The organism is Pseudomonas sp. NFACC51, assembly GCF_900103575.1.
In the GTDB taxonomy this organism is placed as follows: Bacteria; Pseudomonadota; Gammaproteobacteria; order Pseudomonadales; family Pseudomonadaceae; genus Aquipseudomonas; species Aquipseudomonas fluorescens_Q.
The window spans coordinates 887549-911644 of the sequence record NZ_FMXH01000001.1 but is presented as its reverse complement, the minus strand read 5'-3'; the positions used below and the strand labels follow the sequence as shown (position 1 = coordinate 911644).

Sequence of the window (24096 nt, the reverse complement as noted above, 5' to 3'; positions counted from 1 at the left end):
GCTCATTCCTCCTTGAAGGCTGCAAGCAAGCGTTCACGCAAAGGCTTCATCAGGTAATTCATCAAGGTGCGCTCGCCCGTCACCACCGTGACGTCGGCGAGCATGCCCGGGCGCACCAGCAGACCGGCGCGCTGCAACTCAACCACGGTGTCGGCGGGAATCTCGACCTTGGCGGAAAAGTACGGTTGGTGTGTCTGCTCATCGATCAACTGGTCCGCCGACACCGTCGTCACCGTGCCGGTGACCGTCGGCGTATCCACCCGTTGCAGCGCGGTGAAATGCACATGCACCGGCAGGCCCGGGCGCAGTTTGTTGGCCATCAGCGGCTCGAAACGCGCGGTGATCGCCATCGGTGCATCCAGCGGCACCACCTGCATCAGCGTCTGGCCGGCCTGCGCAACGCCGCCGACGGTATGAATGCTCACATCCATGACTTGCCCGGCCACCGGCGCACGGATTGCACCGTTGTCGACTTCAAACTGCAAGGCACGAATCTGATCGGCATAACCAGCGGCCTCGGCCGAGACTTCGCTGAGCTGGGTTTCGGCATCACGGCGAAACTCCTGCTGCGCCTGCAGGGCCTTGAGTCGGCTTTCATTGATCGCCTGCCGGGTCCTGCCGACATCACCCACACCGGAGGCGATCTGTCCCGCCAACTGGGCCGCGTTGCGCTCGGCCTCGAAGAGTTTGTTGCGCGGAACGTAGCCTTCGCGGGCCAAATCGCGCAGGCCTTCAAGCTCCTGCTGCTGGAAACGCATCTGCGCGTCGTAGTTGCGCTTGACGCCTTCGTAGCCAAGCAATTGCTGCTGCAAGGCCGCGGCTTCGTGCTCGATGATCTGCAAGCGGCTGCCCAGCTCCGCACGGCGGGTGATGAACAACTGGCTCTGCAAGGCCATGGCCGCCTTGACTCGCGGTTCGTCGGCGTGGGCCAGCAGTTCCGCGGGCCATTGGATCTCGGCGCTGCCCAGGCGCTCGGCAATCAAGCGCGCCTCGATGCTGCGATCATTGAGCAGCTTGCCCAGGGTTACGTCCAATTGCGACTGCGCTTGCACCGTGTTGAGTTGCACGAGCAATTGCCCCTGGGTGACGCGGTCGCCGTCGCTGACCAGCAGTTTTTCCACGACTCCGCCGACCAGCGACTGCACGGCCTTGCGCTCCCCCGCCACCACCACGGTGCCACTGCCTACCACCCCTTGGTCGAGCGGCGCCAGGCAGGCCCAGAGCAGGAAACCACCCAGCGTCAGGACCAGGAATCCCACGCCATAACGCGCCGCGCTCCCGGCGTCGGTGCTGGCACTAGGCAGCGTCGTGGTGCTGCGCACACTCAGCCCCTGCTCGCTGTACGCTTGTGCCCCTGGAGTCAGATCACGCATCGCCGCCCGCCTCCCTGACCGCGGCCGGTCTCGGCCCCGGCATCAATGCCTTGAGCACCCGGTCCCGAGGGCCGAACGCTTGTTGAGTACCGTCCTTGAGCACCAGGATGTGATCGACCACCGCCAGTACATTGGGACGGTGGGTAATCAACACCACGGTGCTGCCGGCTGCCTTGAGCGCACTGATGGCCTGCACCAGCGCCAATTCTCCGGCTTCATCGAGGTTGGAGTTGGGCTCATCGAGCACGATCAGCGACGGCCGCCCATAGAGCGCGCGAGCCAGGCCCAGGCGTTGCTTTTGCCCACCGGACAAGCCAAGCCCACCCGGGCCCAACGGCGTGTCGTAGCCCTTGGGGAACCTTAGGATCATTTCGTGGATGCCGGCATGACGCCCGGCGGCGATGATCTTGTCGGCGTCCTGCTCACCGAAGCGGGCAATGTTGTCGGCGACCGTGCCATCGAACAGCTCGATGTCCTGTGGCAGGTATCCAAGGTACGGGCCCAAGGCATCGTGGGACCACTGGCTGATCTCGGCATCGTCCAGGCGCACCGACCCGCCCATGGCCGGCCAGACCCCGACCAAGGCGCGCGCCAGTGTCGATTTACCACTGGCGCTGGGCCCGACCACCGCCAGCACATCGCCTTTGGCGAGGCTGAAATTGATCCCGCGCAGGATCGGCTGCGAAGCACCTGGCGGACCGACATACAACTGTTCCAGGCGCACCGCGCCGCTGGGCGGTGGCAACGGCATGCGCAGGCGCTCGCGAGGGTGCTGGGCCAGCAATTGGCTCAGGCGCTGGTAGCTCTGGCGTCCGGAATTGAATTGCTTCCACGAGCCAATGGCGATTTCCACGGGTGCCAAGGCCCGTCCCAGCAACAGCGACATCGCAATCATCATGCCCGCCGACAGTTGGCCTTCAAGCACCAGCAAAGCGCCCAACCCCAACGCCAGGGACTGCCCGGAGATCCGCACGAAACGAGTCGTCGAGGTAATACGTGCACTGCGGTCGCTGGCATGGGCCTGGGCGGCAATGATCCGTTGCTGCAACAGGCTCCAGCGCTGACGCAGCGGCCCGAGCATGCCCAGGGCCTGGATAACTTCGGCATTGTGCAGCGTGCTGTTCACATAGATCGACGACTGCACCCCCAGTCGATTGGCCTCCCCCAGGCGTGTTCGCGTCGCAAGTTCTCCCCACAGCGCCAAGCCGATCAGCACCAAGGCCAACACCAATGTCAGCACACCGAACCAGGGGTGAAAGATGAACGCCACCAGCAAGAAGATCGGCAGCCAGGGTGCATCGAGCAAGGCGATCAGGCCCTGCCCGGTAATCAACTGGCGCAGCGTTGCCAGGTCGGTGAGCACCTGCGCCGGGTTGGCGTTGTGCTCGCGCAGGCTGCGAGCGAAGGCGGCGTCGAAAATCCGCTCGCCCAAGGCTTCATCCAGCCCCGCGCTCATGCGAATCATCACCTCGCCACGGACCCACTCGATGAGGGCGCTGAACATGAACAGTCCCAGGGCCATCAAGGTCAGCATGAACAAGGTGGTTTCGTTGCGGCTGGTCAGGACCCGGTCGTAGACCTGCATCATGTAGAGCGACGGCACCAGCACCAGCAGATTGATCACGCCACTGAACAATGCCAGCGCCCAGAACACCCGGCGGTAGCTCAATAAGGCAGCATCAATGTCATGACGCGGATCGAGTAGAAACCCCATGGGAAATCGCCTGCAAGAGAAATGGTCGGTCCAGGACGCAATCCATCGCAAGGCCTTTTTTCCCGAGCGTGATCGAGAAAAAACTAATCCAGCTGGCGTGCTGTTATCAGGGGCGATCCTCATCCCTACAGGCGCCAATTACTGACAACGCAGCCGTGGGTTAGTGCCGGTTTGCAGGGGTGTGCTTGCAAGTGGGTGACAAGCGGACGGGCCGCGTTTCAAGGCGGAGCTTATTGCCTCCCGAATGGGCCCGAAATGAGGTTTTGTTGACGCCAGTAACGTGGCGTCAACCGGGTAAAAACAGCTTGGCTAGCCGAGGGAAACGACCCGTTCAGGCTGGGGCGAATGCCGCGACGTCACCAACCCGATAAAGGAAATGACCAATGCCAGGCCCAAGGTGGTACTGACCTCGCTGCGATGCTCGGGCGTGACCATCATGACCGCCAGCGCCGCCGAGATGAACACGATGACCAACCATGTCAGCCAGGGGAACAGCCACATGCGAAAAGGCAGCTCGATATTCTGCCGTTGCAACATCCGGCGCATGCGCAGTTGCGAGATGGCGATCACCAGATACACCAGCAAGGCGATGGCGCCGGAGCTGGCGAGCAGGAACTGGAACAGGCCGGCGGGCATGAAGTAACTGAACAAGGTGACGCCCGCACCCAGTACGGTACTGGCAATCACCGCGGACCGTGGCACACCAGCCGAAGACGTCACCTTCAAGGCCTTTGGCGCATCGCCGCGACGCCCCAGGGAGTACAACATCCGCGAGGCGATGTAGATCGAGGAGTTCATGCAACTGGCCACGGCGATCAGCACCACCACATCCACCAGGAATTTGGCGTGGGGAATGTTCATCAGTTCCAGGGCCCGCTGGTAGGAACCCACTGAAGCCAGGAGCGGATCGTTCCAGGGGACCACGGAAATGACCACGAAGATCGACAGCAGGTAGAACACACCGATGCGCCAGATCACCGAACGGGTGGCCTTGGCAATATTCTGCGCAGGGTTATCGGATTCGGCAGCGGCGATGGTCACCGCCTCCGTACCGATGAAGCTGAACATGATGGTAATGAACGCGCCCACCACCGCCGACAGGCCGTTGGGGGCGAACCCGCCATGTTCCTCCATCAACCGACTCAGGCCGCTGGCTTCACGCTCGGGAATCCACCCCATCAGCACCGCGAAACCCAGGGAGATGAAGCCGATGATCGCCACGACCTTGGCCATGGCGAACCAGAACTCGAACTCGCCGTATTTGGACACGCTGAACAGATTCGTCACGGCCAGCAGAACGATGGAGACCGAGGCAAACAACCACGCGTCGATGGCGGGAAACCACTGGTTCAGCACATGACCGGCGGCCAACGCTTCGATGGGAATCACCAGCACCCAGAACCACCAGTAGAGCCAACCGATGGTAAAGCCTGCCCAGCGTCCGATGGCCTGGTCGGCATAGGTGGAGAAGGAGCCGGTGTCCGGATTGGCGACGGCCATCTCGCCCAGCATGCGCATGACCAGGACCACCAACAGCCCGGAGAACAGATAGGCCAGCATGACGGCCGGGCCAGCGGCGGCAATGGCATGCCCCGATCCCACGAACAGACCCGCGCCGATGATTCCGGCAATGGACAGCATGGTGACGTGACGAGGCTTGAAGCCCTGTGCCAGATGGCCGTTCGAGTCCTTGAAGCTGGGGCTGGTCATTCTTTTTATTCTCTTGTGATCGAACATTGAGACGCGCGCAGGGACAGTCGGTGTTGCTGGTTTCCCGCCCCTCCTGGAAGCGGCAGCGTTTGGTTGTGTTGATCCACCCTGGGCGAACGTGCGCACTTGCGGTGAAAAGTCGCGCCACGTTACCTGCCTTCCCTCCCGAGTTAGTTACCTGAACGCGCCATCTCTGTGCCTGATTTCGCCAAGTGGGACATGGCGTTTTGCCCATTGTGGCGAGGGGATTTATCCCCGTTAGGCTGCGTAGCAGCCCCCGAAAATGCCGTTGACTTGACACCGAGCCGAACGTTTTTAGGGCTGCTGCGCAGCCCAGCTGGGATTAAATCCCCTCGCCACAAAAACTCCCGATCAGCACTCCACCGAAAACGCTGAAATAAATGCTTTAAACATTTTATTCAGTTAAGTATTTTTGCATGAGTTCGGAAGGCAAGTCAGTCACAAGCCCCTGTGGAAGCACCGGCCTTCTATTCTCTTCTCTCCAACAAGGACCTCCCGTGAGCGGACTGCGTGAACGTCAAAAAGCCGAACGCCGCCAAGCCATCAGCAAGGCAGCGGTCGAACTGTTCGAGCGCCAGGGTTTCCAGAACACCACCATCGAACAGATCGCCAGCCAGGCCGGCGTATCGGCGCCCACCGTGTTCAAGTACTTCGGCAACAAGCAGGAAATCATCCTGGAGATCCTGCACGACGCCGACCAGCGCGCGCTCAGCGACACCCGTAGCCAAATGCCTGACATCGAAGACCCGGTCGAAGCGTTGTGTTATCTGGAGCGACTGTTGACCGGTTATGCGCTGGAAGTCATGCACCCGAGCTTGTGGCGTGAATTGCTGCCGCTGATTCTGTTTGGCGGCGACAACGGGCTGCCCGAGGGTTATCGCGCCATGAACGATGCGCTCAGGGCCGAAATCAGTGGGCTGATCAGGGAATTGCAACAGGCCGGCAAATTACGCGCCGACCTGGACGTGGACCTCGCCGCGTTCCTGTTGAACGACTATTCGCACTTGCAGCTGTACAGGCTGGTCAACCAGGAACAACCGGATATCGAAGCCCATTCCACGCAGGTCCGGCGTATCACTGAGCTGCTGTTCCAGGGCATGCGCGCCTGAGCACATCCACCGATAAGCGCCCGGCGTCGCGACGCCGGGCCAGCCTGATCAGCGATTGGTCTTGATGGCGGTCCAGGTGCGCGTGCGGATCCGCTCCACGGCAGCCGGCACGGGCTCTAGCATGAACAGGGTCTTGCGAGCTTCATCCGGTATATACATGGCCGGGTTGCTACGGATCTCGGCGTCCACCAAAGCCGTGGCGTCCTTGTTCGGGTTGGGGTAACCAATCTTGTTGCTGATCCGGGCAATCACATCCGGGCGCAGGATGTAGTTGATGAAGGCGTAGGCCTCTGCGGTATGAGGGGCGTTGGTGGGCACCATCATTACGTCCGCCCACATCGGCGCACCTTCCTTGGGTAAGGCCATCGCCACCTTGACACCCTTGCCGGCGGCATCGGCCAGTCGCGTGGCCAGGGCCACGCCGCCAGACCAGCCCACCCCGACGCAGATCTCACCGTTGGCCAGGTCCATGCCATAGCGTGACGAGTTGAAATAGGTGATGTACGGGCGAACCGTGTGCATCGCCGCCTGGGCCTGCGGGTAGTCTTCGCGCTTCTGGCTGTTGGGATCCAGGCCTTTGTAATGCAAGGCGATGGGTACGATCTCGTTCGCCGCATCAAGGAAGCCGACACCGCAACTGGCCAACTTGGCCATATTCTCTTCCTTGAAGATGATGTCCCAGGTATTCATCTGCACGTCAGCCCCGAGCACCTGCCGGACCTTGTCGACGTTATAGCCGATCAGGGTCGTGCCCCAGAGATACGGCGCCGCGTAACGGTTGCCTTCGTCACCGATGGCTTCCAGGGTTTTCATGAACTCGGGGTCCAGATGCTGCCAGTTGGGCAATTGGCTGTGGTCCAGGGGTTGGACGGCACCGGCGGCAATCAGGTGGCTGACGTTGGAACTGCTCGGGTAGACCACGTCATACCCGGAGTTGCCGGTCAGGAGTTTGGACTCCAAGGTCTCGACGCTGTCGAAAACGTCGTAGATGGGACGGATGCCGGTTTCCTCCTCGAAACTCTTGAGGATTTCAGGCGGCAGGTACTCGATCCAGTTATAGATTCGCACCGTCCGCTCTTCGGCCAGGCTTGCGCCACTGACCAACATCGAAACGACAGCGCCCAGCAAGGTGTTGCGCAAAAACAGGCTCATGATCAAACACTCCAGCGCGGCCGCGAAGGCTCGCGGCACTTAATAGCGATAGGTGAAGTAGAGTTCCAGCGCGCTGAATTTCCGGTCGTCGCCGAAGACTTGCCTGGCCGCTGCCATGGGCTTGACCCAGTTATAGGACAGCGAGGTAGACAACGACTTCGAAGGCGCCCAATCCAGGAAGACTACACTTTCGTCGGCAAACCGTTTGTCGCTGACGGCGGTGCCCATGTAGTTTTTTTCGTCCAGCCAGAACTGGTAGTGGATCGCACCGAGCGTAAGGGTTTCGTTGAGGTGGGTCTTGAGTGAGAACTGCTGGACGTTTTCGTTGCTGTTGAACAGCAGGTAGTTGCCGACGACATCACCGATCAGCCAGGTGCTCCAGTCGACGAAGCCCTTGCTCAACGGGTCCCAGGCTTTCTGTCGGTTGTCCGTGAGGTTGTCGTCGCCGGAAAAGCTCGCGTAGCGGTAGCCGATCACCGGAGTCAACGGCAGCGTGCTGAAGGTGTAATCCGCCTTGCCGTACCAGGCCTTGGCATCGTAATCCACGCCTTCGCCGCTGCCTCGTTCCAGGGCATATTCGGCATTGAGGGTCAGGTCCGGGATAGCCGGGAGCCGGGCGTTCAAGGCCCTGACGTTATACACCAGCATGCCATCGCGACGGCGCGGCAACGTGCTGCCCTTGGGCCCCATGGCCTTGACCTTCAACGCGGTGACACCCAGCGTCACCTGGTCGTCGAGGTTGTAGTCCAGGTTCACACCACTCATGCGGAAATCACCCAGGTCGCTGTCGGTTCCCAGGCTGAAGCCCTGGACCTTCAACGCGCCGTGGTCCCAGGCAACCACCGCCGAATCCTTGAAGGCGGTGCGTGGGGCGAGCCAGTAGGCGCCGTCGTTCAACTGGTCGAGGTTGCCATCCATCACGATGAAACCGTTGCCGATCATGTAGTTCTGGCGACCGCCCGTGACCGTCCACTCCCCGGCGCGGAAACCACCGTAGAACTCTTCGGTCGACACCTTGCCGTCGGAACTGCGGGTAAAACCACCGGCATCGCCATCACCGAAGGTGGTCGCCCCCACCAGGGAGCCGCCAGCCAACAGGGCGAAATCCGGCTGCACGGCATATTCCAACTTGATGCCCGGCTTGACGTAGAACTCCTGCCAGTCGATTTTCGTGCCGCGATTCTTGCCGCTGCGCATGTCCACCACGCCGCCGCCAAAGTTGACGTTGCGGGTAGAAAGGACTGCGCCACCGGCACTGAAGTTGACCTCGCCCTTGAGGTTGCCCTCCTCGAAGGTGTAGCCCGCCCAGGCAACCTGGGCGGTCAAGGGTAACCCGAGCACGAGGAACGTTCGGGACAAACGCATCATGGAAACCATATGGAGCTCCTGTGTGATTATTGTTGTTACAGGGCAGTGAATGGCGGCGCAAACCCGCGCCAACACCTGGTGGGCCAGGTGAGCGGAACGCAAAATTGTTGTGTTTATCGGATGCAGTCAGGGCGTCAGGTGCGCCGCGATGGCGCGCAACATGCGTACGCTGTCGCCGTCGAATGGGCTGACGGCCTCGCCCAGGGACGACTGCTTGACGATCACCACGCCGGACGGTTTGTCGATGAACAGGTATTGACCATGGATGCCACCGGCCATGAGCGCCTGGCTGTGGTCGTTGAAGACATACCATTGGCTGCGGTAGGACGCGCCTGGGGTCCAGCTCGAAAAGTCGGGGGATGCAGCGTAGATCGCGGGGTCGGCTCCGGTGGCGATACCGGCGAGCGCCTCGGCCGAGAGCAGTTGTGTCCTACCCTGGCGGCCATCGTTGGCCAGCAGGCGACCGAAGCGCGCCATGTCACGCAAGGTCGCACTGAAACCGGCACCGGCGACGCTGCGGCCCCAGGGATCCGCCAGGAAGTAGCCGTCACGTTCACAGCCCAACTGGCTCCAGATGTCTTGCAGCAACTGATGGCAGGCCTTGCCTGATGCCCGCTCCATGACCCAGGCCAACGCCTCGGTGGTGGCCGTCACGTAGTGGAAAAAGCCGCCGTGACTGCCGCGCTTTCTCAATGACGGCAAGTACTGATACAGGGATTCGAACGTCGTGTACTGCGCTGGCGCCGGCTGGAAACCGCAGGCGTAGCCGTATTGGGAACTCTCGGAATCCGGGTCCTCATAGACCTCGCTGTAATCGACGGCCACGGCCATGTCGAACAGCTGGCGCACGGTCGCATCGCCGAACGCGCTGCCCGTCAGTTCCGGTACGTAACGGGCGGCTGTCAGCGTCGGGTCCAACAGGCCTTCGCAGACCAGTTGCTCGCCCAGGGCACCGATCAGCGACTTGGTCACCGAAAACATGATGTGCCGGTCCTGGGGGCACTGGCCATTGAAGTAGCGCTCGAACAGCACGGTGTCGCCCTTGAGGACCAGGAACCCATCGGTCTGGCTGGCGATCAGGTGGTCGATCACGCTGATGCTCAAGCCACACTCGCTGTCGAAGTGCAGCTCATCCAGCGGCTGGAGCGCCTGCTTGAACGCGCTGACCGGTCCGCTACCGGCCCGCACATCGATGGAAGGACGCAAGCGCGCCAGGTTGCGGAAGCCCCACTGGTTGAACGGTGGGCTCATCCAGTTGTGCCAGGTGACGCGGCGGTGGGGTTCGGCGGGAAAGCCTTGCATGAGTGAAGGCGCCAGGCGTGCGTCAAATGGCGATTCGTGAGTCTCGACGTAAAGACTGGCCAGTGAAGGCACGGTGTTCTGATTCATCGGGTTGCCCCTGCAAAATGACTCTGCGTGAAAGCAGATGCAGGGAAATAATTACCCGATGTAATTTTTTAGTCAATAAAACTTTTTATGGTCATTTCAATTTATCTCGTTAACGGCGACATGACGCATAGCGCTGTACTGAATTCTGGGACGAAAGCCTTAAGCAAATAACTAAAGGTTATTTGTTTTATATTTTTTAGATCATTTAGATTAAGCCTTAAGCCCAATGGCTTCGCGGTACTGCCTCAAGAATATTGGCATTTACCCATCCTCAGTCACGGCAATCTCATTAACGGGCCACCGTCATGCAGCTTCTAACACTTCCCCCCTCTCCCGGCCTGGCCACCTCGATTCGTGCCACGGCCCAGGTCTTCGAAGACCCTACCTCCCGCGCGTTGCTGGCTCACCTGCAGCAAGTCGCGCCCAGTGACGCCAGCGTGCTGATCATCGGCCAGACCGGCACCGGCAAGGAACTGGTGGCGCGCCACGTACACAACCTCAGCGCCCGTCGCCACAAGCCGTTCGTGGCGGTCAACTGCGGGGCGTTTTCCGAAACCCTGGTGGAGGCCGAACTGTTCGGCCATGAAAAAGGCGCCTTCACCGGCGCGTTGACGGCCAAGGCCGGCTGGTTCGAGGAAGCGGATGGTGGCACCTTGTTCCTCGATGAAATCGGTGATCTGCCGCTGCCGATCCAGGTCAAGTTGCTGCGGGTATTGCAGGAACGCGAAGTGGTTCGACTGGGGTCGCGCAAGAGCATCAAGATCAATGTACGCGTGTTGGCGGCCACCAACGTACAGCTGGAAAAAGCCATCAATGCCGGACACTTTCGCGAAGACCTCTATTACCGCCTGAACGTGGTCAGCCTGGTGCTCAAGCCGCTGCGCGAACGCCCCGGTGACATCCTGCCGCTGATCCGCCACTTCATTGCCGAGTACAGCCGCAGGCTCGGTCACGGCGAGGTAACGCTGGATGCCCAGGCACAGCGCAAATTGCTCGACTATTCCTGGCCGGGGAATATCCGCGAGCTGGAAAATGTCATCCACCACACCCTGTTGATTTGCCGTAACAATGTGATCGGCGTGCAGGACCTGCACCTGTCGAACCTCCGTATCGAACGCCGGGACAACCCGCCGGACTCGGCCCCTCAAAGCGCAGAGGCGCTTTTGCAAAAAGCCTTCGAGAAACTGCTCGAGCAAGAGCATGGCGACGTGTATGAAAAGGTCGAGGCCGAGTTGCTACGCACCGCCTACCGATACGCCAATTGCAATCAGGTCCACACCGCCAGCCTGTTGGGCCTGAGCCGCAATGTCACCCGCACGTTGCTGATCAGGATTGGCGAACTGGTGGTCAATCGGCGCCGCCCGGCACTGGACACCCGGGATGGCCGGGTGATCAACCTGTCGACCTGAGTTCCAAAGGGCTCCGCGGCGAGGGAGCTTGCTCCCGCTGGGTTGCGCAGCGCCCCCCATGAAACGGATGACATCCACCTGATACACCTCGATGACTGGCTTTGGGGCTGCTGCGCAGCCCAGCGGGAGCAAGCTCCCTCGCCACAAAAGCGATTCGACAGTGGCCCTTTTAGGGGGAGCTCCTTGCTTCAATCTCGGATGCTTCCTGGCCTCTCGTTCGCGCGCCCAGGTAGAAATCCTGGAGATCGCTGCGGGCCGCCAGTTGTTCGGCGCTGCCTTCACTGACCACGCGACCGCTTTCCAACACGTAACCGTAGTGGGCGTAGCGCAGGGCGATGTTGATGTTCTGCTCGGCGATCAAGAAGCTCACACCATCACGCTGATTGAGTTGCCGCACGATCTCGAAGATTTCCTCGACGATCTGCGGCGCCAACCCCATCGACGGTTCGTCCAGCAAGACCAGTTGCGGCCTGGCCATCAGCGCACGACCGATCGCGATCATCTGTTGCTCGCCGCCCGAGGTGTAGCCGGCCAGGCTTTTGCGCCGCAGTTTCAGTCGGGGAAAATGGCCGTAAACCGATTCCAGGTCAGCCAGCAACTGGCGCCGTGGCACCTGGCGCGCCAGGGCACCGGCCAGCAGGTTTTCCTCCACGCTCAACTGGGCAAAGCAATGCCGACCTTCCAGCACTTGCACCAGGCCGCTCGCCGCCAAGGTATGAGGCGCGCTGCGGGTCACGTCTCGCCCTTGGTAGACAATCCGCCCCCGCACCACCTCGCCGCGTTCGGCGCGCACCAGGTTGGAGGCCGCCTTCAGCGTGGTGCTTTTACCCGCGCCGTTGGCGCCCAGCAGCACCACGACCTGCCCTTTTCCCACCTCCAGCGACACGCTGCGCACCGCCAGGATGGTCTGTTCGTAGAGCACTTCAATATCGTCGATCTGCAGGATCGGCACGTTCGTCGCCATGCTGTTTCACCTTTTCAGACAGCGACCGGACGCGTGCGCCCGGTTGCCGCGATGCCTCAGGATTCCTTGCTGCAATCACGCGGGGTAAGGCCTTTTTCCCGGGCGTACTGATGCGAAGACGCTTCGATGATCGGTCGCAGCAAGGCACGGTCAGCCTGTACCCAGTCACTGATCAGCTTCCACTGCGTACCGTCCCATTGCTGGAAGCGCACCGCGCCACCGCCTTCATGGTCCGAGCACGACAACTGCAACGGCTGAACCAGGCCCAACGCCCCCAGTTCCTTGAGCCGGGCGTCGTCGAGCTTGAGGTTCTCGAAGCCCCAACGCACCTGCTCACCCATCAGGGGTTGCTGACCGAATTTCTGCTGGGCAATGCGCAGTGCTTCTACGTTGAGAATGCCGTTGACCACGCCGAGGTTGTAGTACACGGTGCCGAACCGTTTGGGATCGGCCAAGTCGCCATGGCCGGCGTCGACCACTTGTTTCTTGATGCCCTGCAACACTGGAAAATCGATGCCCGAAGGGTGCGTGGTGATGGCGATGAAGCCCTTGGCCGCGGCACCGGCCGGCGCAGCGTCATCCTCGGAGTTGCTCCAGATATTGCCGATGATGTGGTCGGCCGGGAAACCGACTTTCTGCGCGGTTTTCAGCGCCACCGGGTTCATCACGCCCCAACCGCGCAGGATCACCCAATCAGGTTTTTCCCGACGGATATTCAACCATTGCGATTGTTGCTCGTTGCCCGGGTGCGGCACCTCCAGCAAGGTCAGCGCAAAACCGTATTTGTCGGCCAGGGTTTGCAGGACCTCATTGGTTTCCTTGCCATAGGGCGAACCGTGATACAGGGTGACGATCTTCAAGCCCTTGAGCTTGTCCAACCCGCCGGCGCGCTGGCCGATGTAATTGATGATCGCCGAGACCTCCGAATAGGGGTTCAGCTGCAACGGGAAAACGTAGGGGAACACGCTGCCATCGGTGGAATCCGTACGCCCATGGTTGATGGTGATCAGCGGCAGTTTGTCGGCCGTCGAACGCTCCAGCGTGGCGTAGGCGATGCCCACCGATAATGGGTTGGTGGCCGCCGCTGGCGCGCCGTTCAAGCCTTTCTTCAGGCGTTCGTAGCACTCCACGCCTTTCTCGACCACGTATTCGGTCTCGCACTCACTCCAGGTCAGCTTGACGCCGTTCACGCCGCCATTGGCGTTGACGTACTTGAGGTAGTCGATGAAGCCGCCGAAAAAACCGGTGCCGCCGGCCGCATAAGGGCCGACGCGATAGCTTTGCAGTGGGAAGTATTGCTCGTTGTCCGCCTGGACGGTGAACGCCGCGGCGGTGAGGCTCAGGGCCAGTGCCAGGCTGCTGGCGAATGATCGTTTGAACATCGGATTTTCCTTGTTATGGAGCCATGGATAAGCCAACAAAATGGAACTGCAAACCCGCGTTGTGCGGTTCGCTCAGTAGCGCAACGGCCACAGCCGAGCGCGCTGGCGAAATCTCTGCCAGAGGCGCGCAAGGCCCTCTGGTTCCTTGATCAGGAACAAAATGATCAGGGCGCCGAATATCATCTTCTGCAGGTTCTCCACCTGGCCGGCGTCCACCAGCCCGCCGGGCAGCAGCGACACCAGGTTCGAGAGCAACACCGGAAACAGCACGATGAAGGCCGCGCCGAGGAAGTTGCCCAGCAGGCTGCCGAGGCCACCGATAATGATGATGAACAGAATCTGGAACGACCGATTGAGGTCGAACCCGTGGGGCTCCACCGTGCCCAGGTAAGCGAAGGCCCAGAGCGCACCGGCCACCCCGAGGAAAAAACCGCTGATGGCGAACGCCAGCAGCTTGGTTTTTGCCAATGCAATGCCGATGACCGCGGCGGCGGTGTCCATGTCGCGCACCGCCATCCAGTTGCGCCCCAACTCGCTGCGCACCAGGTTCTTGCCCAGCCAGAACAGCGCTACCACCACGCTCAGGGTCAACAGATAGCGGCCGGCCGGCGCGTCGAGGTTTATCCCGAATACGTCCAGGCGCGGCGCGCTGATCACGCCCGAAGCGCTGTTGTTGGAAAACCAACTGAACCGGGTCAGCGCCCAGGTCACGAAGAACTGCGCTGCCAGGGTCGAGACCAGCAGGTAGAAGCCTTTGATGCGCAAACTCGGCAAGCCGAACAGCACCGCCACCAACGCCGCCGTCAATCCGCCCAGGGCGATACTGACCAACAACGGCAAGCCGGCGACCCTTATTTCAAGGTTGTAGGTGGCAAAGGCGCCCACCGCCATGAACGCCGCCGAACCGAGGGACAGTTGCCCGGCATAGCCAGTGAGCAGATTGAGCCCCAACCCGGCCAGGGACAGCACCAGGAACGGAATCAGGATCGCGCTGAACCAGTAGTCATTGCCCAGCCAAGGCACCACGACAAAGGCAAACAGCAGCAACGCGACCAGCCCGTGACGGTCCTGGCGCAGCGCGAAGACCCGGCGGTCCTGGGCATAGCGGGTGTTGAACTGGCCTGCTTCTCGATAAAACATGATGCGCTCCCCTAAACCCGTTCGATGGCCCGTTCGCCAAACAACCCCGCCGGACGCACCAGCAAAAACACCAGCGCCAGCACGTAGGGAAACCAGTTCTCGATGCCGCTGCCGATGAAGGGCCCGAGGTAAACCTCGGCCAGCTTCTCCGAGGCACCGATGATCAAGCCGCCGACAATCGCCCCGCTGATGGAGGTAAAGCCGCCGATGATCAGCACCGGCAACGCCTTGAGCACCACCAGCGAGAGCGAGAACTGCACACCCAGGCGCGCGCCCCAGAGCAGGCCAGCGACCAGCCCGACAAACCCCGCCACCGCCCACACCACCACCCACACGCGCTGCAAGCGGATGCCCACGGCCAGTGCCGCCAGCGGGTCATCGGCCACCGCCCGCAACGACAATCCGAGCCGGGTCTTGTTGAACAGCCAGGACAACAGCAGCACCAGGAACGCCGCGGTCACTGCGGCAAAAATGTCGAACTGCGACAACAACATCCCACCCAACTCCAGCGGCTCATCGCTGATACCCAGTTCCAGGCCATGCACCTGGGCGCCCCACAGGGCCTGGGCGAAACCTTCGATGACGTAGGACAGCCCGAGGGTGGCCATGAACAGGGTGATCGGCGAACGGTTGACCAAGGGCCGCAGCACCGCCCGCTCCACCGCCAGGGCGATCAGCAGCATCGCCGCCAGGCTGATGACGAAGGCCAGCCAGAACGGCACACCGCGCTCCACCAGGCTGACGAAGGTCAGCGCCGAGAACAGCACCATCGCGCCCTGGGCGAAATTGAATACCCCGGAGGCCTTGTAGATCAGCACAAAACCGATGGCCACCAAGGCGTACATCACCCCCGCCAACAACCCGCCAATCAATACTTCAAAGAAAAATTCCATAGCTGTTCCTGTTCTGCGGGCGCAACTTGCCTGCCCTCCCTGGTGGGAAGGCGTCGAATATCCAGTGTCAGTGGCGAGTTCCCAGGTAGGCCGAAATGACCTCAGGGTTCTGCCGTACGTCTTCGGGCGAGCCGTCGCCGATCTTGCGACCGTAATCGAGCACCACCACGTGGTCGCTGATGTCCATGACCACGCCGATATCGTGCTCGATCAACACCACGGTGGTGCCCAGTTCACGATTGATATCGACGATGAAGCGGCTCATCTGCTGCTTCTCGTCGGCGTTCATCCCGGCCATGGGTTCGTCCAGCAGCAACAGCCGGGGCTCCGCCGCCAGCGCACGGGCCAGTTCCACCCGCTTCTGCAAGCCATAGGGCAACGTGCCCACCAGGGTGTCGCGCCAAGGCTGCAAATGCAGGAACGCAATGACACGCTCGGCCGCTTCGCGCTGACGGTCATCCTCGGCCCGGGCGCGACCGATGCGCAGCGCCTGCTCGATCCAGGTGCTGCGGCGCTTGAGGTTGCGGCCGGTGAGCACGTTGTCGAGCACGCTCATGCCCTTGAACAGCGCGATGTTCTGAAATGTCCGGGCAATGCCGCGAACCGCCACGTCGTGGGGGCGCATCCGGCGCCGCTCCTGTCGATCAAAACGGATGTGCCCGTCCTGGGCCTGGTACACGCCACTGATGACGTTCAGCAACGAACTCTTGCCGGCGCCGTTGGGGCCGATCAAGGCGCAGATCTCACCGGCGGCGACGTGAAAGCTGATGTCCGTGACCGCTTTGACGCCTTTGAATGACAGCGAAATATGGTCCAGCTCCAGCAAATGCGTGATGGCCGTCTGGGTCATGGGGCGTCTCCTCTCAGGCCAGTTGCGACTGGAGGCCCGTCCAGTCATCGGTGGTGTGCTGCACCAGGTTCGGTGGCGCTTGCCAGTGGGCCCCGTCGTCCCATTGGCGAACCGCGATACCCAATGCCTGGAAAAATGCCTGGGTTTCGGGCGGCAAGGCATCGCCCACCAGCAGCGGCGCGCGAGTCCGGGAAAACCCCAGCACGTCGCGCAAAGGCCGGCGAACCAGCCAGTCCCCCAGATGCCGTTGCAACAGCCCCGGCTGCGCAGCCAACGCCCAGTCCACCAGCCGGCGCGACCCACTGCCCGGTTCCGGCAAACGTTCCAGCGCATAGCGGTGCAAACGCTCGTAGGTTTCCCGCGTCCCGGCCACCAGCGTCGGGCCCAGCTCGCGACGGTCGCGATCACGGGTCGCCAGGTTCTCAGGGAAGTTCAGGCGAAAACCGGCCATCAACCAGGGCGCCAGCAGATAGCGAGCTTGCCCGCCCGAGGCGAACGCCCGTGCGGCCAATGCCTCTTCCTGCCGTCCCAGGCCTTCGCGCGTCACCAACCGCTGGCCCTCCTGCAGCAGCTCGGCGTGGCTGACGCGTTGCTCCTCCATCGCCCGTCCACTTCCGCGATAAAAAACAAAGGCCGTCTGCAGCACTTGCCCTTGCGGGGCTAGGTCAACGATTGGCCGCTCGGCAGCCAACGCCGCGTAATCCAGCGCTTGCGCAAATGGCGTCGAATCCGCCAGGCCACGCTTGTCGAGATAAACCAGCACACGCGCAGCCACCTGCGCCGCACGCAGACGCAGCATGTCTTCCACGCCTTCGACCAGGACGAAATCCGGCTGCAGCGTGCCGAGCAATTGCACCTGTCCGGCCGATGCGTCCAACGGGTCGAACAGACTCGCCACGCCGCCCAGCCATTGCGCGGCCAAGGCGGCAAGCAGTGCCTGCGGCCTGGGTCGGCTGATGATCGTCAGGGTCGCGCCCGCCGCAAAACCGCGGGCTTGCAGGGCACTGGCGAAACGGCGCACCTCATCGGCCACGTGCGCCCAGCTCTGCTCCTGCCAGACACCCAGGTGCTTGTGGCGCAGCGCGACGTCCGTGCCATGCTCCAGCGCCTGGCGCTGCAACCACTGGGGCAAGCTGGCCGGGACCGGGTCGAGGGTGTCGGTGAACGTACCCATGCTGCCTCCCTTGCCTAAGCGACCGCCGCCGTTTTGGCTGCCGCTTTGCGTTGCTCAAGCTCACGCACCAGCGGCAGGACCTTACGACCGAAATATTCGACTTCTTCCTGGAAGTGCAGAAAGCCGGCGAGCACCAGATCCACCCCCACGGCCTTGAGCGCGACGATGCGTTCGGCGATCTGCTGCGGTGTGCCGATCAGGTTGGTCTTGAAGCCATCGTTGTATTGCACCAGGTCCTCGAAGCTGGACTTGGCCCAATTGCCCTCGCCTTCCGGGCTGGACTTGCCGGCCTGCTTCGCCGCATCGCCGAAGGCATTGACGGCCTCTGGATCGGCCTGGTCGATGATCTGGGCGAGGACCGCACGCGCCTCTTCTTCGGTGTCGCGGGCAATGACAAAGGCGTTAATGCCGACCTTGACCTTGTGGTTGTTGGCCGCGGCTTTCGCCTGGAGGTCATCGATCTGCGCCTTGACGCCTTCCACGGTATTGCCGTTGGTGAAGTACCAGTCCGATACCCGGGCGGCCATGTCCCGCGCCGCACGTGAGCTGCCGCCCTGGAAGATCTCCGGGTGCTGCTGCAGTGGTTTTGGCTTGAGGGTGTAGTCGTGGAAGCGGTAGAAATCACCGCGCAAGGTGAAGTTGTCGGTGGTCCAGATGCCCTTGAGCGCAGTGATGAATTCTTCGGAACGGCGATAGCGCTCATCGTGCTCCAGCCATGGCTCGCCAATGGCGGTGAACTCGCCCTTGAACCAGCCCGACACGATGTTGACCGCCACCCGTCCGCCGGTCAGGTGGTCGATGGTTGCGATCTGCTTGGCCAACACCGACGGCGTCCACGGCCCCGGCAACACCGCGGCGATGACTTTCAGGCGCGTGGTGGCGGCCAGCAAGGCATGACTGAACGCCACGGACTCATGTTGGTATTCAGCCCCGTAACCGGCAGTAAAGCGCACTTGCGACAGGGCGTAGTCGAAGCCGGCCGCTTCAGCGATCTGGGCCAGCTTGCGGTTGTAGTCGATGCCCCAGTCGGTGCGTTGCTCGATTTTGCTGACCACCAGCCCGCCACTGACGTTGGGCACCCAGTAGGCAAATTTGATCGTGTCCTGGCTCATTGCATGTACTCCACGGCTCGTTTTGAAAGGAAAAATGGATCAGGCAGCACTGGCGTCGCGTCGAACGCTCGGAACCAGGCTCAACAACGCCGACTCGACGGCGCGCTCGATACGCTCCAGCACCTGTGCACTGCAGATCCGGTATTGGCTGAAATCGGTTTCGCTGGCATAGACCCCCACTGGCAGGCTGAGGGCCTGGAAGAAGCCGAACAGGGGCCGCAACTGGTGATCGATCATCAAGGCATGGCGATCCGAGCCGCCTGTCGCGGCCAACAGCACCGGTAGGTTCTTGAGGGCTTCGTGATGAACGAAATCGAACAGGTGCTTGAACAGGCCGGTGTATGAAGCTCGGTACACCGGGCTGGCGGCAATCAGCAGATCGGCCGATTCAATGGCGTGCAGGTCCTCCTGCACGGCAGCCGGCAACGCCTCGCGACGCAACACCCCGGCAAACTGTGGACCGACCTTGGCCAATTCGATCAAGCGCACCTCGATCGGCAGTTGCTGCCCTAGCCGGTCCACCAACGCCTGGAGCAGTGCCAGGGTGCGTGACGGGTGCTGCACGCTACCTGACACCGCCACCACTTTGAATTGCTTGCTCATCGCTTACCCCATGCCTGGAGACGCCACCTCAGCGTCTGCACAAGGTGTAGAGCAGCAACCGTGCCAGTTTGATATTTCCTTATTAATCAATTAATTACATGAGCAAGCCAATCACTGCGCTGTCGCCCGACAGTCAAGCTGTTGGTCCCCTGTTGCCTGGCCAACACCTGGCCTGTCGATGCCCGTCGCGGCAACTGTTGCCCGGCACACAGTTGCGCAACAGATTGTCCGTGGCCAGGACAGCTCTTTCGCTGATAAGCGCCGTATGGGCCCCGCATTTACGGGCGTTGGGCCTCGGGCATGGACTGTGCAATGGCCTTTGGCACCGGCAGATTTTTCCCCTGCCCGCCTACTCGCCATCAAGAAGGAAGATCAACATGACCGCACAGCAACAACACCTGCCGCCGACCCTTTCCACGGGCACCGACTATGAGCCCCTGGCCGAACGCTTCCGGCCGATCTTTGCGCGCATCCAGGCCGGCGCCCTGGAGCGTGAGCAGACGCGCAGCCTGCCCTTTGAACAGGTGAAATGGTTGAAGGAAGCCGGCTTTGGCGCCGTCCGCGTACCGGTCGAATATGGCGGCGCCGGGGCTTCGTTGCCGCAACTGCTGCAATTGCTGATCGAACTGGCTGAAGCCGATTCCAACCTGCCCCAGGCTTTGCGCGGACACTTCGCATTCGTCGAGGACCGTCTCAACGCTCACGCCAGCGGCCCACAAGACATCTGGTTCAAGCGTTTCGTCGAGGGTGAACTGGTGGGCAATGCCTGGACGGAAGTCGGCGCGGTGAAGATCGGCGAAGTCGGCACCCGGGTTTCCCGCCAGGGTGATCAGTGGGTCGTCAATGGCACCAAGTACTACAGCACCGGCAGTATCTTCGCCGACTGGATCGACGTGTATGCCCAACGCGACGACAACGGCACCGACGTGATTGCCGCCGTCCGCGTACACCAGCCGGGCGTCAAGCAAAGCGATGACTGGGACGGTTTTGGCCAACGCACCACCGGCAGCGGCACGTCGCTGTTCGAGAATGCGTTGGTCGAGGCAGAAAACCTCATCGACTTCTCTACCCGCTTCAAATACCAGACCGCGTTTTATCAACTGGTGTTGCTGGCCGTGCTGACCGGCGCCGGTCGCGCTGCGGTTCATGACATCACCGAGCAAGTGCGCAAACGCACGCGGGTCTTCAGCACCGGCAATGCCAGCGAAGTGAGCCAGGACGTGCAAGTGCAGCAAGTGATCGGCAGGGCATCGGCCCAGGTCTATGCCGCCGAAGCCACCACCCTGCGCGCCGCGAGCGCCTCCCAACGTGCCTACGAGAGCCGCTTCAGCCAGGACGCCGAAACCGAGCACACCGCCAACATCGCCGCCGAACTGGAGTCGGCCCAGGCCCAGGTGGTGATTTCCGACCTGGTGTTGCGTGCCACCAGCGACCTGTTCAATGCCCTCGGTGCTTCGGCCACCAGCACCAGCAAGACCCTCGACCGCCACTGGCGTAACGCCCGCACCGCTGCCTCGCATAATCCATTGATCTACAAGGAGCGCATCATTGGTGATTGGGAAATCAACGGTACGGAACCGCCGTATGTCTGGCAGATTGGCGGAGGGTCGAAGCAGCTTTGAGTACCACATCCGAGAAGGACTGGCCCAGCGCTTGCGGGCGCTGGCTAGCAATATCCAGCGAAGAATGGCTGGAGGGCAAAGCGGCGAATGCTCATCTGTCGATGGGATAGGGTGCTGAAGCCGCTAAAGTCAAAAGGCCTTGAAAGGGATGGCTGTAAGAGCGGAACCATAAGCAGCCATTACCTCAGAAACGGATATACACACCAACCAATCCCCAAAAAAAACGATGAACGATCGGCCCCAACGCAAACACATGAGATCAAGCACAGAAAGGATCAACTAGCTGACGACCTAAACACACCGCATAATCCATCTACCCCCATCCACCCGAAGGGTCGCTGAAGATGACAGTCATCCATAAGGCCGCTCAGATAGGATACTCAGCAGAAGCCAGCACCTATACCCAAGGGCGCCCAGACTACCCAAGCGAAATACAGGCATGGCTCAGCAGCGCACTGGAAATCAGCCCAGGATCGACAGTCGTTGAGTTAGGAGCCGGTACCGGTAAATTTACTCGCCTGCTGGACTCAATGGCGATCAATGCCATCGCCATCGAACCGGTCGAGGCGATGCGAATCGAGTTTGCCAAGCATCTGCCGAACACCAGGATTCTGGAGGGAACGGCCGAATCCATTCCCCTCGAGGCAGGGACGGCGCAGGCGCTCGTATGCGCCCAGGCCTTCCACTGGTTCGCGAATGAAACCGCGCTCCAGGAAATTCACCGAGTACTCAAACCGGGCGGCCGGCTCGGCTTGATCTGGAACGTGCGTGATGAGTCCGTGGACTGGGTGGCCGACATCACTAAAATCATCACCCCCTTCGAAGGCGATACCCCACGCTTTCATACTGGAAACTGGCGACATCCCTTCAACGGACGTTACTTCTCGCAGCCCGAACTGACCTGTTTCAGTTACACCCACACAGGCAGCCCCGAGACGGTCATCCTGGATCGCTTTCTGTCCGTGAGTTTTATTGCAGCACTGCCTGACGCAGAGAAGAAACGGGTAGCGGATCAACTACTGGCCTTGATTCAGACCCATCCGGCTCTGCGCGGACGCAAGCACATTGAGTTCCCTTATCAGACCCACGCTTATTCATGTCGCCGCCTGGATTGAATCACGACGCCATGAACCCAGCAGGAACTCGTACCTGACGCCCTCAAAATGCTGGCATCATGCCTTTTTCCTTGCACTCATGGAGTGACTGTGACGAATCTAAGTGCCGCCCCTGAGTTTGCAACCGCCGCCACTTTACCGCCCTACCGCTTCTTTCCCCGGATCGGGATGTTTGTACTTGCGACCCTGATAGTCTTTCTGGCTGCAGTGCCCGAAGTCCTTTTCATACCCGCAGACATGCAGGCCTACCTGACGTTCACCACCACCTCAGGTATCACCGCGCTCGCTCTCCTCGCCCTCTTCGCCCTGCAGTACCGCTCCGATGCGCGCACGCAATGGCGCGGTCATTACATAGGCAAACCCCTGCAGTGGGGCGCGCTTGGCATCGTGGGCTCCTACCTGTTTTTCGGGGTCGCCATATTCGTGCTGGGGCTGCCGCGAGAAGTGTTCATGGCCCAGCTCCTGGACGGGCTCAACAATTGGCAGGCCACGATCAAGATCGCCTCGCTGATCGTGTTGCCACCCATCGCTGAAGAGCTATTTTTCCGCCATTACATGCTCCGGCTGTTCCCCTATGAGAACAGCCGTACCTGGACATGGATCGCGATCATCGTCACGTCAGCCATCTTCGCCGGCATGCACATCCAATACGGGAACTGGATAACCGTCGTGCTGATCTTCTCCTGTGGGGGTGTATTCGCCATTGCAAGAGTGGTCAGCGGTGGCTTGCTGGTGCCAGTGCTCCTGCATTCGCTGGCCGAAATGGTGGCGCTGAGCACTGACAAGTCTTTCTCGCTGATGGGGCTTTACGGTTGAATCAGGCAAAGGCGCAAACGTCAGCACCTCAAACAAGGGCAACCATGACCTCTCACGCAGCGTGCCTCGGACTGTCTGCCTTGACGCTCGCCTTCCTGAGTGGGCCCGTCCAGGCCTCGACGTGGCAGATCTGCCACCTGGAGCTACGTATCGTCGAGGTCTTGAAACAACCCTACCCGCAGCTTCAGGCGCAGATCGTGAAAGTCAGGCCGAAGTCCGCCTCGGTGGAGTGCCCAGCGCAAGGCTCATCGCTCACCTTCACCCCGGAAACCCCGGACTACCAAGCCACGCTCCCCCGCCGGCAATGGCCCGGCAAAGGACAGTCGGTACGGGTGGACTACCGCTACCTGGATGGCATCTGTAAAGGTGACGGCAACTCGTATGCGTGTCGTATCAAACACTACCCGGTGGTGGGTCGATAATCAGGCGGCTGGAGACACTGGCATTTAGCTGATGGCCTCAATGCGGCTCAAGCCAACAGCTCCGTGATCCAGCGAGCCTGCCGGGCGATGTCCTGCAGCTTCTCTTGCGGCACGGTTTGCCGTGCCTTGGCGAAACTGGTGAGGGTCTTTTGTTTCTGGCGCAGCAGGCGTTGCCACTTGGCCAGGAAAACCGGGGTTCGCGCTTGCATCTGCAGCGGGCCGAAGTACAGCTCCTCGGCGGTGTAAGTCACTGGCCCGGCGCGCTCGGCGACGATGATCTCGTAGTAGAAGCGGTTTTCCCGCAGCACTTCCTCGCAAAGGATGCGGTAGTCGTTTTCCATCAGCCACTGGCGCAGCGGTTGTTCGCCGCCGTTGGGTTGTAGAATCAGCCGCTCCTGACCGCTCAACCGCGCTTTGCCGCTGTCCAGGATGTCGCGGATCGTCTCACCGCCCATGCCGCAGAGGCTGATCGCCGTGATCCCGTCTTCCGGCTTGATTGCCGCCAGGCCATTGGCCAGGCGCACGCTGATCCGCCGTTCCAGGCCATTCTCGACCACGGTGCGTTCGGCGGCGCGCAACGGCGTCAACGCCACCTCGCCGGCCACCGCCATCGCAATCACACCACGGCGCAGCAAGGCCACCGGCAGGTAAGCGTGATCCGAGCCGATATCGGCCAAGTGCGCACCTGCCGGCATATGCGCCGCCACGCGCTCCAGGCGCATGGACAATGTCTGTTCGTTCAACTGCAGTTCCCTGCG

At 61.3% G+C, this 24096-nt stretch carries 21 protein-coding genes; 6 read left to right on the top strand and 15 right to left on the bottom strand.

Annotated features, from left to right (window positions below; translation table 11 throughout):
• Nucleotides 1-2: 2 nt before the first annotated feature.
• From BLT00_RS03930 to gabP, 3 genes are all read right to left on the bottom strand, one after another.
• Nucleotides 3-1373, bottom strand: a complete 1371-nt coding sequence (locus BLT00_RS03930) for an HlyD family type I secretion periplasmic adaptor subunit (protein ID WP_092141472.1) — start codon at nucleotides 1371-1373, stop codon at nucleotides 3-5.
• Nucleotides 1366-3087 (bottom strand): type I secretion system permease/ATPase, encoded by a 1722-nt coding sequence (locus tag BLT00_RS03925; RefSeq protein ID WP_092141475.1) that lies wholly within the window; start codon nucleotides 3085-3087, stop codon nucleotides 1366-1368. Before BLT00_RS03925 ends, BLT00_RS03930 begins: the two co-directional genes overlap by 8 nt.
• Before the next feature lie 309 nt (nucleotides 3088-3396).
• Complete coding sequence (gene gabP, locus BLT00_RS03920) at nucleotides 3397-4797, bottom strand: GABA permease (RefSeq protein ID WP_092141478.1); 1401 nt, start codon at nucleotides 4795-4797, stop codon at nucleotides 3397-3399.
• Between the two features lie 518 nt (nucleotides 4798-5315).
• Here gabP and BLT00_RS03915 point away from each other — a divergent pair.
• Nucleotides 5316-5927, top strand: a complete 612-nt coding sequence (locus tag BLT00_RS03915) for a TetR/AcrR family transcriptional regulator (protein WP_092141481.1) — start codon at nucleotides 5316-5318, stop codon at nucleotides 5925-5927.
• 48 nt (nucleotides 5928-5975) lie between these two features.
• On the opposite strand, the gene BLT00_RS03910 is transcribed toward BLT00_RS03915, so the two are convergent.
• The 3 genes from BLT00_RS03910 to BLT00_RS03900 form a co-directional block, all read right to left on the bottom strand.
• Nucleotides 5976-7079 (bottom strand): polyamine ABC transporter substrate-binding protein, encoded by a 1104-nt coding sequence (locus BLT00_RS03910; protein WP_092141484.1) that lies wholly within the window; start codon nucleotides 7077-7079, stop codon nucleotides 5976-5978.
• A 39-nt stretch (nucleotides 7080-7118) separates the two neighbouring features.
• Nucleotides 7119-8456: an alginate export family protein gene (locus BLT00_RS03905; RefSeq protein WP_092141487.1), complete on the bottom strand. Its 1338-nt coding sequence runs from the start codon at nucleotides 8454-8456 to the stop codon at nucleotides 7119-7121.
• A 117-nt stretch (nucleotides 8457-8573) separates the two neighbouring features.
• The gene (locus BLT00_RS03900; RefSeq protein ID WP_092141490.1) at nucleotides 8574-9836 is read right to left on the bottom strand and encodes a serine hydrolase domain-containing protein; all 1263 of its coding nucleotides are present in this window, start codon (nucleotides 9834-9836) and stop codon (nucleotides 8574-8576) included.
• 305 nt (nucleotides 9837-10141) lie between these two features.
• Here BLT00_RS03900 and BLT00_RS03895 point away from each other — a divergent pair, with 305 nt between their 5' ends.
• Nucleotides 10142-11245, top strand: a complete 1104-nt coding sequence (locus BLT00_RS03895) for a sigma-54 interaction domain-containing protein (RefSeq protein ID WP_092141493.1) — start codon at nucleotides 10142-10144, stop codon at nucleotides 11243-11245.
• A 169-nt stretch (nucleotides 11246-11414) separates the two neighbouring features.
• On the opposite strand, the gene BLT00_RS03890 is transcribed toward BLT00_RS03895, so the two are convergent.
• The 8 genes from BLT00_RS03890 to msuE all read right to left on the bottom strand — a co-directional run bounded on the left by BLT00_RS03890 (nucleotide 11415) and on the right by msuE (nucleotide 19363).
• The gene (locus tag BLT00_RS03890) at nucleotides 11415-12209 is read right to left on the bottom strand and encodes an ABC transporter ATP-binding protein (RefSeq protein ID WP_092141496.1); all 795 of its coding nucleotides are present in this window, start codon (nucleotides 12207-12209) and stop codon (nucleotides 11415-11417) included.
• 56 nt (nucleotides 12210-12265) lie between these two features.
• Nucleotides 12266-13591 (bottom strand): ABC transporter substrate-binding protein, encoded by a 1326-nt coding sequence (locus tag BLT00_RS03885; RefSeq protein WP_092141499.1) that lies wholly within the window; start codon nucleotides 13589-13591, stop codon nucleotides 12266-12268.
• Nucleotides 13592-13663: 72 nt separating this feature from the next.
• Nucleotides 13664-14731, bottom strand: a complete 1068-nt coding sequence (locus BLT00_RS03880) for a branched-chain amino acid ABC transporter permease (RefSeq protein ID WP_092141502.1) — start codon at nucleotides 14729-14731, stop codon at nucleotides 13664-13666.
• Between the two features lie 11 nt (nucleotides 14732-14742).
• Nucleotides 14743-15624 carry a branched-chain amino acid ABC transporter permease gene (locus tag BLT00_RS03875; protein WP_092141505.1) on the bottom strand — a complete coding sequence of 294 codons (882 nt, stop codon included), beginning with the start codon at nucleotides 15622-15624 and terminating at the stop codon, nucleotides 14743-14745.
• A 67-nt stretch (nucleotides 15625-15691) separates the two neighbouring features.
• Nucleotides 15692-16474 (bottom strand): ABC transporter ATP-binding protein, encoded by a 783-nt coding sequence (locus BLT00_RS03870; RefSeq protein WP_092141508.1) that lies wholly within the window; start codon nucleotides 16472-16474, stop codon nucleotides 15692-15694.
• Nucleotides 16475-16487: 13 nt separating this feature from the next.
• On the bottom strand, nucleotides 16488-17648 hold the full coding sequence (locus tag BLT00_RS03865) for an AMP-binding protein (protein WP_092141511.1): 1161 nt from the start codon (nucleotides 17646-17648) through the stop codon (nucleotides 16488-16490).
• Nucleotides 17649-17662: 14 nt separating this feature from the next.
• Nucleotides 17663-18760, bottom strand: a complete 1098-nt coding sequence (sfnG, locus tag BLT00_RS03860) for a dimethylsulfone monooxygenase SfnG (protein ID WP_092141514.1) — start codon at nucleotides 18758-18760, stop codon at nucleotides 17663-17665.
• 39 nt (nucleotides 18761-18799) lie between these two features.
• A complete protein-coding gene (msuE, locus tag BLT00_RS03855) occupies nucleotides 18800-19363 on the bottom strand; it encodes an FMN reductase (RefSeq protein WP_092141517.1) in 564 nt (187 codons plus the stop codon).
• Nucleotides 19364-19740: 377 nt separating this feature from the next.
• Here msuE and BLT00_RS03850 point away from each other — a divergent pair, with 377 nt between their 5' ends.
• The 4 genes from BLT00_RS03850 to BLT00_RS03835 all read left to right on the top strand — a co-directional run bounded on the left by BLT00_RS03850 (nucleotide 19741) and on the right by BLT00_RS03835 (nucleotide 23338).
• Nucleotides 19741-20985: an acyl-CoA dehydrogenase family protein gene (locus BLT00_RS03850; protein ID WP_092141520.1), complete on the top strand. Its 1245-nt coding sequence runs from the start codon at nucleotides 19741-19743 to the stop codon at nucleotides 20983-20985.
• A gap of 344 nt (nucleotides 20986-21329) precedes the next feature.
• A complete protein-coding gene (locus BLT00_RS03845; RefSeq protein WP_092141523.1) occupies nucleotides 21330-22100 on the top strand; it encodes a class I SAM-dependent methyltransferase in 771 nt (256 codons plus the stop codon).
• A gap of 90 nt (nucleotides 22101-22190) precedes the next feature.
• Nucleotides 22191-22916 carry a CPBP family intramembrane glutamic endopeptidase gene (locus BLT00_RS03840; RefSeq protein ID WP_256571609.1) on the top strand — a complete coding sequence of 242 codons (726 nt, stop codon included), beginning with the start codon at nucleotides 22191-22193 and terminating at the stop codon, nucleotides 22914-22916.
• A gap of 44 nt (nucleotides 22917-22960) precedes the next feature.
• Entirely contained in the window at nucleotides 22961-23338 is a 378-nt protein-coding gene (locus BLT00_RS03835; protein WP_092141526.1) for a hypothetical protein, read from the top strand.
• Between the two features lie 47 nt (nucleotides 23339-23385).
• Here BLT00_RS03835 and BLT00_RS03830 read toward each other — a convergent pair whose 3' ends face one another.
• On the bottom strand, nucleotides 23386-24081 hold the full coding sequence (locus tag BLT00_RS03830; RefSeq protein WP_092141529.1) for a tRNA (adenine(22)-N(1))-methyltransferase: 696 nt from the start codon (nucleotides 24079-24081) through the stop codon (nucleotides 23386-23388).
• Nucleotides 24082-24096: the final 15 nt, after the last annotated feature.